The following is a 12,465-nucleotide window of genomic DNA, read 5'->3' as shown; positions in this document are numbered from 1 at the left end:
CAGTATAATTAGTTAGGTTAAAAATCAAGTTTATTAATGAAGTGTTAGTTTGAGTCTAAAATATAGTTTTTCGCGAGCTCTTCATAATCTTTCAGCTGCTGTTGAGTCCACTCGCCATTTTTATGCAATTCACGAGCCATCAGTTCGGCAACAACCGGAGCAATTTCAACACTTTCCCGGGCGTCAAGTAGCAAAGCCCTGGTTCTTCTCGCCAAAAAATCTTCAACAGTCCGCGCCATTTCTTGACGTACTGCCCATACAACTTGTGCCTTGATAATGCTTAAATTTGAACTGATTGGTTCGGCCAATGCTTTATTCTCTTTAGCCAAAGCCAACATACTTTCCTCATCAGCCCCATAGTAGTAGAAAGGATTGCTCAGATCAACATTTTCCTTGTAGCCATGCAACTTGTAGTTCACCGTTTTTGATCCCTGCAGGTTGAAATTAAACTTTGCCCCAACCAAATCGATAACATCCTGAGCCATTTGACGGTAAGTTGTCCATTTTCCTCCGGTAATCGTTACCAAACCAGAGTCGGCCACCTTGATAATATGCCCCCGGGAAATCTCTTTGGTATTTTTTCCCTCTTTCTGAGGAGCTGCCAGCGGACGTAGGCCAGCAAATACACTCTTCACATCTTTTCGTGTTGGTGGTTTAACCAGAAAACGTCCTGCCGTTTCCAATATAAAATCGATCTCTTCATCCAAAGCCAGGGGTTCCAGCTCCGCTTTTTCTTTTTGAATGTCGGTTGTTCCCACGACCACTTTATCATGCCAGGGGACAGCAAAAAGGACACGTCCATCCCGTGTTTTCGGAATCATGATCGCATAGTCGCCAGGAATAAAGCTTTTATCCAAGACCAAGTGCACCCCTTGGCTAACACGCACCAGTTCCCGCGCTTGAGGATCATCCATTTTACAAATGTCATCCACAAAAACACCAGTTGCATTCAGTACCGCCCGGCTATGTATTTCATAGTTTTTGCCCGTTTCCTGATCAACAACTTTAACTCCATTTACCTGCCCATCCTGCTTTAGCAATCCATCCACTTTCATGTAATTGACGGCAACTCCCCCCATATCTGCAAAAGTCTGTACCATATTAATCGCCAACCTGGAATCATCAAACTGCCCATCGTGATAAACAACTCCACCGTACAAGTTGTCAGCCACCAAGGTCGGTACCTTTTGTAAGGTTTTAGATTTTGAAAATGGCCTGGACTTACCAAGACTTAAGCGCCCGGCCAACAAATCATAGAGCACCAGACCGATGGTGTAAAAAGGCACTCCCCACCACGAATAATTTGGTATAATAAAGGATTGGTCTTTGACCAAATGTGGCGCATTCTTCTTCAAACGGCCCCGCTCCCGCAAAGCCTCTTTTACAAGAGTGACATTCCCTTGAGCTAAATACCGCACGCCTCCGTGCACCAACTTGGTACTTCTGCTTGAAGTTCCTTTGGCATAGTCATACTGTTCAACCAGTAGCGTTTTCAATCCCCTGCTAACCGCCTCGATTGCTGCTCCCAAGCCGGTGGCTCCCCCTCCGATGATCACCAGATCCCATGCTTCTTGCCGGTTTTCCAGTTGTTCTAACATTTTTTCGCGTTGCATCGCTAAACTAATTTAAGATTAATGGATCTATAATGTATTTAATAATAGCATGTACTTTCTTTTAAAAGATACATTGTTATACGATGTATTGACGGCAAAAAAATAGCCATGTGCCTCCATCGCTATTTCCACTCGTTGGTTTTAATCCATCGGATCAAGCCAAGCCAAAGAGCTGTTTACCGCCCGATTCCAATACTTCAACACATGATCGACATCCTTCGGATCAGCCAAACACTTAAACTGTTTTGCAACCTTGTATTGTGATTGTAACTCTTCTTTATTTTTCCAGAACCCCACAGCCAAACCAGCTAAATAAGCAGCACCCAACAAAGTCATTTCAATTCGCACCGGCTGAACAACGGGTAAGTTCAAGATATCAGACTGAAACTGCAACATCGTGTCATTCAGGATCGTTCCACCAACTCTTACTTCCGGAATTTCCATCTCCAGATCAGCCTCCATGGCCTTAATTACATCGGCCGATCGCATGGCAATTGACTCCAAAGCAGCTCTCGCCAAATGTCCGGGAGTCGTTCCCATATTCAGTCCCCAAAATGTTCCACGGGCATACTGGTCCCAGTAAGGAGCTCCCAAGCCGGTAAATGAAGGAACAATAAATACGCCGCCATTGTCTTTCTCCGATTTTGCCAGCTCTTCAACCTCATCAAGCGAGTCAATCAGGTTCAACACATCCCGAAGCCACTGAATCACCGTTCCGGCATTAAACACACTACCCTCCAAGGCATAAGTAACTTCATCTCCAATCTGCCAGGCAATCGTTGTAATTAGCTTATGATTTGAAAATATGGGATCCTTTCCGGTGTTCATCAAAATAAAGCAACCGGTGTTGTAGGTGTTCTTGACTGTCCCGCGTTCAAAGCATTGCTGCCCAAAAAGAGCTGCTTGCTGATCGCCTATCAAAGAAGCGATGGGAACGTCACATCCAAATATCGAAGGATGAGTTCTAGCATAAATCTCACTGGATGAACGTACTTCAGGCAATATACTGGAAGGAATGTTTAAAAGCTCCAAGAGTTCTTCATCCCAAGTCAGGGTATTGATATTGAACAACATGGTCCGGCTTGCGTTGCTCACATCGGTATAATGGCAGGCACCTTTGGTAAACTTCCACAATACCCAGGAATCGACGGTACCAAACGCCAGTTTTTCCTGATCAGCCAATTCTCTTGCTTCCGCATTATGATCCAGCAACCACATAATTTTAGTTGCTGAAAAGTAAGCATCAATTTCCAAACCGGTTTTAGATTTTATCTTCTCTTGCAAGCCCTTATCCTTGAGCTGGTCACAGATACGAGAGGTTCTCCGATCTTGCCAAACAATGGCATTTCCAACTGGTTTTCCACTTTCTTTATTCCACAGAATTGTGGTTTCTCGTTGATTGGTAATTCCGATCCCAGCTAAGTCACTTCCTGTCAGGCCAACTTTGCGCAAAGCTACTTGAGCAACAGAAACGATGGAGAACCACAACTCCTCGGCATCCTGTTCAATCCATCCTGGTTTTGGGAAAAACTGTTCAAACTCTTTTGAGGCATGGGAAAAAATTTCACCAGCATGATTAAAAACCATTGCACTTGTTACCGAAGTACCAAGATCAAGGGCCAGGATATATTTTTCTCTTTCCGTATTCATTGCAAATCAACTTAGTAAACAATTTTTCTTATTTTTACCAGTTGAATGCTAACCGCTCAAACAGATTACATTTGACCTACGCTTCCGGCGATTCTCTTCCTTCCATCATTCCTGCAACTTCGATCGCCTTTTCTCCTACTTACTTGATGTTCATTAATTGAGTGATTGATTCATTCAACGATTCCATATAGTTTTGCATCACTTTTAGCTGCTCAATTCCTTCCGGAGTTAATTGATAGTATTTTCGAGGAATGCCCACTTCTTTTTCAATCCATTCCGATTTCAGCAAATTCTCCTTCTTCAACCGATTCAAAAGTGGGTAAATCGTCCCCTCTGCTATTTCCATTCCGGCCAAGCGATTTATATCAGCAATCAACTCATAGCCATAACAGGGCTTCGTTTTCAAAATCAGCATGATAATGTACTCCAACAGCCCTTTCTTGATCTGAGATTTCCACCTGGAAATAAAATAGGTATCCATTCGCAATTTTCTTCTCTGAACAAACTTAAAAACTATTACCTAGTATTGCAAGGTACATCGTATTAAATTGTTTTAAAACATAAAATGACTTCAGAAAAACTAAAAATCAATCTTATTCCTTTTTACAGACAAATGATAGCGAATGCCTAATCAGGCATTAAACTCCGATCGTTAACATCCAAAAACAAAAGCCCCCTAACATAAGCTCAAGTCGCTACACTTTAATTCTTTTTTGTATTTTAGGGTTTCTTTCGAAGTTGATACTTAAACACAATTAAAACCTATGAAGAGTAGAAGAGAATTTTTACAAATTTCAGCAGCAGGTTCTGTTGGGATGGCTTTACTTGGGTCATTTTCAGCCTGCACTACCGCTCCTGCCGACCGAAAAAGTTACGGAGTTGGAATACAGCTTTACACCATTCGAGATGCGATGAGTGCCGATACTCCTGGATCATTAAAGAAAGTTTCGGATCTTGGATATAAAAACTTGGAGCTGGCAGGCTATTCGAACGGAAAATTTTATGGTTACACACCTGCTGAGTTCAAAAAAATGGTTAACGATTTGGACATGGACATCATCAGTAGTCATACCCAAGTTGAGGCAGCAGGAATTACCCTTGAGAATGCCAAACTAATGGCTGATGCACACGCCGAGCTGGGTGTGAAATACTGCATTCAGCCATGGGTCAATGATGAAGACAGACAAGTTGAGACCTATAAAAAGATGATTGCCGAATGGAATAAAGTTGGTGCGATCATGAAAGAACGCGGAATTCAGTTTGGCTACCACAACCACAATTTTGAATTTGATACGTTGGACGGATTGGTTCCTTATTACGACCTGTTTATGCCTGAGCTGGATGCTGATCTGGTAACCATGGAGCTTGATTTATTCTGGGCTTCAAAAGCAGGACAAGATCCAGTTGAAATGTTCAACAAGTATCCGGGACGTTTCCAACTGCTACACATGAAAGATATGCGTACAAACGAAGCTCCTTTCTACAATGTATATAAAGAAGATGTATGCAGTGTAGGCGAAGGAGTAATTGATTTCAAACGCATTTTAGCGGCTAAAGAAACTGCCGGAACCAAATACTTGTTTGTTGAAGATGACAACCAAGGCAACGGTAAACCTTTTGAAGGAATCGAAACTAGCATTGTCAACCTGACAACTAATATTTTATCATAACAATAAAGGCCCGGGGCAATTTTAAAACCGGGCTTTTAAACGCTTCACTCCTTTTATGAAAAATATCCCAAAACAAAATTCATAAGAGAATAGGAAAACAATTAAAGTTTCTATACAAAAAAGCTAACTTATCACTCCCCAAAAAAAACCTACTCATTGAATGAAAGCTATCTAATAGAAGGGCTAAACAGGAAGGATAAAAACATTTTTGACCTGATTTTTAAGTACTACTACTCTGGATTATGTACTTATGCTTATTACTTTTTGAGTGATGAAGACAGCTCTGAAGATCTTGTTCAAGAGCTATTTTTAAAGCTATGGCTAAGTAAGTCTGCTATTATAATCAATACATCTCTAAAAGCTTATCTCTTTACAGCCATAAAAAACCGCTGTACTGATTTTATTCGACACCAAGAAGTCAAACAAAAACATGAACAATCTATATCTAAAAACCTCTGGCAAAGCGTTCTTATTAATGAATTCTATACTGAATCTGAATTAGATGAAATTTTGGAACAAGCCTTAAAGAAAATTCCAGAAAAATGTCGTTACATATTTTGTTTAAGCCGCTTTGAAGGAAAAACAAATAATGAAATTGCTATTAGCCTAGGCCTTTCCAAAAGAACAGTTGAAACCCATATTAGCAACGCCTTAAAGATCCTTCGAGTAGAACTTGCCGATTATTTGCCTCATTGCGTTTTAGCTGCAATGGGTATTTTAACTTTATTAAACCAAGCTTAAATTCCCTGCAAACAGCTATCTTTTTTAATACATATCGCTTAATTATTACACTTCTTTTTAATCCTTATTTCCAATAATTATTTAGATTTTGGTGACATCTGATTTTAAACGTCATATAACTCCACAAAATCTGCCAACCACTCTAAGGTTATAGTACTGCAAATGTCTGACAGTCTAAAATCTATTAAATTTTAAAAATTGACAAAAAATGTCATTCTGTTTACGTGTAGTTGACTTGAAACACGTCTTAATAGTAAAAAAGTTAGTCCATTTTACAATTTACTGAATGTCTGATCAACAAAAATCGCTAGAAGAGTTAATTGCTGGATATTTTGACGATACATTATCGCCAAAAGAAAAAGCCTACGTTGAAAAATGGAGCAAATCTAACCAATCTATTTTCAACGAATACCAAAAGACATGGGATTTTTTCTTGTTAAAAGAACAAATGAAACGGTTTGATGCAAACGTTGCCCTTTCCAGATTTAATCAATCATGCTTCTCCAATAACAAAAGGCGGGTTAATATCAACTTTATACGAAGAATTGCAGCTATTCTCGTTATTCCTATACTACTAGGCAGCCTGTATTTTTCTTTTTTATATTTCCAAAATAAACAAACAGCATCAGTCCAACCTTGGCAAACCATAACGACTCCACTAGGGACGCGTACTTCACTTACTCTTGAAGATGGAACTAAAGTTTGGCTTAATTCTGGCTCAAAATTGTCATTTCCAAGTCACTTTTCAGCAAACATCAGAGAAGTAAAACCATACGGAGAAGTATATTTCGATGTAGCCCCTAAACAAACAAAACCGTTTATTGTCAATTGTGGCAAAATCAATGTAAAAGTACTAGGGACAAAATTTAATGTGCTATATAGCCCGACAGACCGGCTGACTAAGATTGCCTTAGCTCATGGCAAAATCGAACTGTTTACTGGAGACAAAGATAGTCCATTCCCTCTACTACAATTAAAGTCTGGAGAACTGGCCACCTACAATCAGGAAGCAAATAATCTAGTTATTAAAACCGATAATATCGAAAAACATATAGGCTGGATTAATGGCAGACTATTTTTCGAAGATGACCCAATGCCTGTTGTTGTTGACAAACTGGAGCGTTATTTCAATATAAAACTCGAATATAAGGAGTCCGATTGGGATGATTTTTTATTAAATGCAAACTTCAAAGAAGAATCTTTGATACAAATCATGGAGCTAATGAAAGTTTCCGTTCCTCTAAAATATGATATACTACCAAGAGAAATACAAACAGATGGTAGTTATAAAAAAATGCAAATAAAAATCTATAAATAATATGCCTATGAAGCAAACTGAATAATCAATATTATGCAAAAAGAAAGAGAAGAGCTCCACCTCCTCCCTTTCAAAAATCTTAACTGCTCCTTTTTGATAAAAAAGAAGCAATCAATTAAAAATGTAAGTTGTCAAAATTATGAAAAAAAAACGTATTTACGACTGGATTGTCTGCAGTATCAGGCGATTCGATAAAGAATTACTCGTTATGAAACTAATTAGCATTCTATTATTTGCCTTTGCCCTTCAGGGAGTCGCGTCAGAAAGCTACGCTCAAATGGTCAAAATAAATCTAAACATGCATAACGCGACCGTCAAACAAGTTCTGAGCCAAATTGAAACAGAAACAGAATTCAGCTTTCTATATAATAGTAAAAAAGTAGATGTTGACAGGCAGGTTTCACTAAAAATGGACCAAACAAATATTGAAGAAGTACTTAACCAGTTATTTGCCAAATCAGAGGCCAGTTATATGATCATAGATAAACAAATTGTCCTTGTTCCTTCTGGAGATAAGTTGGCTTCACAACAAGAACGAAAGATAACCGGGCAAGTAGTTAGCGAAGACGGTGAACCAATAGTCGGAGCAACTATCGTTATAAAAGGAACAACAATTGGAGCCTCAACTGATATTGATGGGAACTATTCGCTTTTGATTCCTGTAAATGCCTCTACGCTCCAATTTTCATTTATTGGGATGAAAACCCAGGAAGTTCAACTCTCTGGACAATCTGTTATCAACATAACAATGAATGAAGAGACGACCGGATTAAATGAAGTTGTTGTAACAGCATTAGGGATTAAACGTGAACAAAAAGCCATAGGTTATATCACCCAAAAAGTTTCCGGAAGTGATATTGTAAAAGCAAACACAACAAACATTGCCAGTGCCCTTTCAGGCAAAGTTGCTGGTGTCAATATTACAAATGCCAACCAACTAGATGGTGGATCCAGCCGAATTGTCCTAAGGGGAAACAACAATATACAAGGCAATAACCAGCCATTGATTGTTATTGACGGAATGCCACTGGAGAATAATGTTAACCTTAATATTAAAGAAGGGGAAACATCCGAGAATACATCCAGAGTCAGGGATTTTGGTTCGGCGCTCAATTTCATTAACAGCAATGACATTGAAGATATGAATGTGCTGAAAGGACCTGCAGCTGCTGCTTTATATGGAGCAAGAGGAGCCAATGGTGTAATATTAATCACAACAAAAAAAGGAACAAAGAAAGACGGTATCGGAATTGACTATTCCTTTACATCTAAAATTACAACCCCTTACCGGTTTCGTGATCAGCAAACGGAATATGGCTATGGAGGACTTCATTATTCTATGTATTCAGCGACAACAGAGTATCCCAAAGATGAAGAGGGCAATACTGTGTATCCTAAACAAACTTGGGGGTCCCCTCGCTGGGATGCAATCTACGGAAGGATGCCAGGTGGCTATATGACATATGAAGACCCTGCTTTTACTTGGCATGCTTATTCCATGTCATGGGGACGCAAATTAGATGGTTCAATGATCAAATGGTGGGATGGAGAAATGCGACCTCATGAAGCAAGTTCTGAAGGTGAAAAGTATTTTTATAGGAATGGGATTACCAACACTCATAATATTTCATTCTCAAATGGTGGGGAATTTGGAACAGTCAGGGTTGGTATAACACGAGAAGACAGTAAAAGCATCGTAGATAACACCGACTACAACCGTACCGCTTTTTCCCTGGGGTCGAACCTGAATATTTCAAAGACATTAAGCGCTGAAGTATATGCCACCTACAATAACTATTACAGACATAATGTTTTAGATATAGGAAATAATGACAACCTATTCAGTAAATATTTTTATATTTTCCCTACAGACTATAAACCAGAGCTAGCATACTCAATGTATAAAAAAGCTGATGAGTCAAGATTCGACTTTGGGAATACTTACGGTACCGGAAATTCCTTGTTTTGGAATTTGTACGAGAATGCCTATGACTATGAGAGGGATAATTTATTAGGTTCCCTAAACCTCCTGTATAATCCTTTCGCTTGGTTAACCCTGTCGGTAAGAAACAGTATTGATTTGCGAATTGATGACAAAATACTGAAAGAAAAACCAACAGATAACCTGGGATTACAAAACGGATTCTATCAACATAAACTAGACAAAGAAGTCATTACAAATACGGATTTTCTTGCGACTGCATCAAAAAACGGCCTATTTGTAGAAAAACTTAATGCCCAATTTTCGCTAGGAGCCACGCGCTGGGAACGCAGCTTCTATGAAATATCCGGACAAACATCAGGAAAAAAATGGTTTAAAGACCCCTACCTATATACATTTGGAAATTACGACCCCGACAAACAGAACGGACAAATTAGGGGCGAACAAATTACAAAAGAGGACATCTTAAATAAAAGAATTAACTCGGTCTTCGGGTTTATCGATTTAAGCTACGACAATACGTTGTTCTTACAACTTACAGGCCGCAACGATTGGTCAAGTACACTGCCGATGAACAATAATTCTTATTTTTATCCGTCGGCTTCTTTTAGCTTTGTTTTTACCGAGACTATAACGATGCCCGAATGGTTTAATTTTGGGAAACTCCGTTTAGCATACGCCAGTGCTGCAACTGACACTGATCCATACCAAGTAGTACCAACATTCTCTTCCGGAGTATTTGGAGGAGCTTCTTACACATCTTTAAAAACAACACTCCCACCGGTAAATCTAAAACCACAACGTTCAGAGTCGATAGAAACCGGGATCAATGTATCCTTATTTGAAAACCGGTTTAAGTTTGATATGACCTGGTATCAAACCCGATCTTTCAACCAAATTATGGAAGCACCGGTAGCTCTATCATCAGGCTATAATCGATTGCGCTTTAATACCGGCGAGATGGAAAATAAAGGAATTGAAATCATAACGGGTTATGACGTAATTAGAAGAAAAGACTTTGACTGGAATATTGGTCTTAATCTTTCGAAGAATAAAAACACATTGCTATCTATGAGCGAAGGTATTGAGGTATTTGAAATTGGACAGATTTTTGGAGGTGCAGGCCCTGTAATCCAGGTTGAAGTAGGAGACAGTTACGGAAATATTTACGGATGGGATTACCTCAAAAACGAACAAGGTCAAAAAATCATTGAGGTTATCTACGATAAAACCGATGCCACAAAAGTAATTGGCACCAAGTATAAAACAACTCCTGAACGTGTAAAACTTGGAAATATAACACCCGATTTTATTGGAGGTATCAGCTCATCATTAAGATGGAAGAATTTAAGCTTCTCATGTCTGGCCGATTTTAGCTTTGGCAGCGATTTATGGAGTGGAACTTATGCCACTTCATTATCTTCAGGTTTAAGCCCGTCAACACTTTTAGAGAGAAACGGAGGAGGCCTGCCATATACCTATCCCGACGGTACTACTGCCAACCATGGAGTAAAAATGGACGGTGTATTAGAAGACGGCACTCCCAATAATCATGTGGTACATTATGCATGGAAATACGGACGTTTAGGCTCTTGGGGCGTTGGGAACCTAACAACTCCATCAGTATTGGACAACGACTGGATTAAGTTACGTGAGGTATCTGTTTATTACGACATACCACAAAGCTTTGTCCGTAAAACCAAAGTATTCCAATCGTTGGGTGTTGGCTTTACCGGGAGGGATCTGTTTTATCTATACAGCTCCCTGCCTGACAACCTGAACCCGGAAGCCCTGAGTAATTCAGCTGGAAATGCACAAGGCCTTGAGTTTGGAGCTTTGCCCGGAACACGGTCATTTAGCTTTACCTTAAAAGCTGCGTTCTAATTTTATCAACCTGTAAAAAAGAATACAATGAAGAAAAATATAATATATCTATGTGCATCATTCCTGTTCCTATTGGCAGGAAGCTGTACGGATGGGTTTGAAGAATTAAATACTGATCCTAAGAACCCAACAGAAACATCAGTTTACACCCTGTTTAATGGAATTATAAAAGAATCATTACCATTAGGATACAACGAAATAGCAGCTATACATAATGAACAATACTATTTCCAATCGCAACAATTGGGGAATGTTACTCCTGCACGTCCTTTAAGCAGCGGTGCCAATGATATATGGAATATTTATTACGGCCCACTAAAAAACATACATCTGCTGCAAAAAATGTTGGATGAAACACAAAGCTTAAAGACAGACAAAGCACATGCGTGTTTGAATATTCTCTGGGCATATAAAACACTAAGGACAGTTGATTACGTGGGCGACATGCCTTTTTCTAATGCAGGTAAAGCTGACTTGGGGGCAGAATATTACAAGGTTGAATATGATGATCAGGAACAGATATACAAAGAATGTTTGACCATGTTGAATGATGCTGTTAAGGTATTAATGAATACGAGTGATACTGATCAATTAACATTTGGGAATAATGACACGTTTTTGAAAGGAGACTTTGAGTTGTGGACAAAATTTGCCAATTCAATAATACTTCGCTACGCCTTACAGGTACAACATACCAATTCAGATTTCTATGTCCCCTTATTAACCGAGGCTATGAATAGACCTTTAATAGAAGGAGACGAATCAATAGGTCTGTGGCCCGGTAATATGGGAAACTGGAGTGTAGACTCAAGGTCGGCTTCATTCCGAGAAAATAATAACTCTTGTTTGGGGACTGCCATGTGGAATCAGATGTCGAAAAATGACAATGTAGACGGAAGCGGAATTATTGATCCGCGATGCTACGTGTTTTTTGAACCAAACATTGACGGTGAGTGGAAAGCATATCCACAAAACCCGGATGCATCGACTCCGGTGCAAGACCGTGGAGCATACTTAACTGCATCTTATCCTGATGGAAGAGGAGAAGGGGCTACCGAGCAAGAGTGGAGCAACAAAGGAGCAGGATGCCGCTACTCTCCCGTAAACTTCTACCTGGTATCCGATCGCGAGTTTATCCCTCAAATGTTTATAACTGTAGCAGAAGTCCACTTTCTGAAAGCAGAACTTTACAACAGGGGAATTGGGGTGTCTCAAAATAATTCATTAGCCAAAGAAGAGTATGAGAACGGAATAAAAGCATCGTTGGATTTTTGGTACAACCAGGTTGTTGAGCCATGTGAGCGATGGAAAATTAACAAACCATCTTTATCGCAAACTCAGATTGATGATTATTTAGAATTTGCTGCTTATAGTTCAGATGAATCAACAGCTTTAAATCAAATTTACAAACAGATTTGGATTGATTCCTTTATGCAGCCTTGGGTCGGTTTTAACCTTTATCGTAGAACAAAACTAACCCCGCGAGATGAATCCGGAAACTATAGTGACGGAGACTATAGTTTTTACAATGTAATTTATCCTGAGAGTGAAAAGCTATATAATAACGATAACTTTCAAAATGCGACACAGGGAAATAATACTTCAAATAAAAAGCTATTTTGGCATAAATAATTATTAAGTCTTCTT

At 39.3% G+C, this 12,465-nt stretch carries 8 protein-coding genes; 5 read left to right on the top strand and 3 right to left on the bottom strand.

Annotated elements, in window-relative coordinates:
• Positions 1-44: 44 nt before the first annotated feature.
• The 3 genes from BM156_RS08430 to BM156_RS08420 all read right to left on the bottom strand — a co-directional run bounded on the left by BM156_RS08430 (position 45) and on the right by BM156_RS08420 (position 3,744).
• Positions 45-1,613: a glycerol-3-phosphate dehydrogenase/oxidase gene (locus tag BM156_RS08430; RefSeq protein WP_093919381.1), complete on the bottom strand. Its 1,569-nt coding sequence runs from the start codon at positions 1,611-1,613 to the stop codon at positions 45-47.
• A 141-nt stretch (positions 1,614-1,754) separates the two neighbouring features.
• Complete coding sequence (gene glpK, locus BM156_RS08425; RefSeq protein WP_093919380.1) at positions 1,755-3,263, bottom strand: glycerol kinase GlpK; 1,509 nt, start codon at positions 3,261-3,263, stop codon at positions 1,755-1,757.
• Positions 3,264-3,402: 139 nt separating this feature from the next.
• Positions 3,403-3,744, bottom strand: a complete 342-nt coding sequence (locus BM156_RS08420; RefSeq protein ID WP_093919379.1) for a PadR family transcriptional regulator — start codon at positions 3,742-3,744, stop codon at positions 3,403-3,405.
• A 283-nt stretch (positions 3,745-4,027) separates the two neighbouring features.
• Here BM156_RS08420 and BM156_RS08415 point away from each other — a divergent pair, with 283 nt between their 5' ends.
• The 5 genes from BM156_RS08415 (at position 4,028) to BM156_RS08395 (ending at position 12,450) form a co-directional block, all read left to right on the top strand.
• Complete coding sequence (locus BM156_RS08415; protein ID WP_093919378.1) at positions 4,028-4,933, top strand: sugar phosphate isomerase/epimerase family protein; 906 nt, start codon at positions 4,028-4,030, stop codon at positions 4,931-4,933.
• A 156-nt stretch (positions 4,934-5,089) separates the two neighbouring features.
• A complete protein-coding gene (locus tag BM156_RS08410) occupies positions 5,090-5,674 on the top strand; it encodes an RNA polymerase sigma-70 factor (RefSeq protein WP_093919377.1) in 585 nt (194 codons plus the stop codon).
• A 286-nt stretch (positions 5,675-5,960) separates the two neighbouring features.
• Positions 5,961-6,992: a FecR family protein gene (locus BM156_RS08405; protein ID WP_093919376.1), complete on the top strand. Its 1,032-nt coding sequence runs from the start codon at positions 5,961-5,963 to the stop codon at positions 6,990-6,992.
• Between the two features lie 139 nt (positions 6,993-7,131).
• Complete coding sequence (locus tag BM156_RS08400) at positions 7,132-10,818, top strand: SusC/RagA family TonB-linked outer membrane protein (RefSeq protein ID WP_093919375.1); 3,687 nt, start codon at positions 7,132-7,134, stop codon at positions 10,816-10,818.
• Positions 10,819-10,845: 27 nt separating this feature from the next.
• Positions 10,846-12,450: a SusD/RagB family nutrient-binding outer membrane lipoprotein gene (locus tag BM156_RS08395; protein ID WP_093919374.1), complete on the top strand. Its 1,605-nt coding sequence runs from the start codon at positions 10,846-10,848 to the stop codon at positions 12,448-12,450.
• The last annotated feature ends 15 nt before the right edge of the window (positions 12,451-12,465 follow it).

This window comes from Sunxiuqinia elliptica (assembly GCF_900113005.1).
GTDB lineage: Bacteria > Bacteroidota > Bacteroidia > Bacteroidales > Prolixibacteraceae > Sunxiuqinia > Sunxiuqinia elliptica.
This window is presented reverse-complemented; position numbering and strand designations above follow the sequence as displayed.

Coding starts and splice junctions, on each gene's coding strand:
- BM156_RS08415 (WP_093919378.1), top strand. CDS start 4,028: ATGAAGAGTAGAAGAGAATTTTTACAAATTTCAGCAGCAGGTTCTGTT.
- BM156_RS08405 (WP_093919376.1), top strand. CDS start 5,961: ATGTCTGATCAACAAAAATCGCTAGAAGAGTTAATTGCTGGATATTTT.
- glpK (WP_093919380.1), bottom strand. CDS start 3,263: ATGAATACGGAAAGAGAAAAATATATCCTGGCCCTTGATCTTGGTACT.
- BM156_RS08430 (WP_093919381.1), bottom strand. CDS start 1,613: ATGCAACGCGAAAAAATGTTAGAACAACTGGAAAACCGGCAAGAAGCA.
- BM156_RS08420 (WP_093919379.1), bottom strand. CDS start 3,744: ATGGATACCTATTTTATTTCCAGGTGGAAATCTCAGATCAAGAAAGGG.
- BM156_RS08395 (WP_093919374.1), top strand. CDS start 10,846: ATGAAGAAAAATATAATATATCTATGTGCATCATTCCTGTTCCTATTG.
- BM156_RS08400 (WP_093919375.1), top strand. CDS start 7,132: ATGAAAAAAAAACGTATTTACGACTGGATTGTCTGCAGTATCAGGCGA.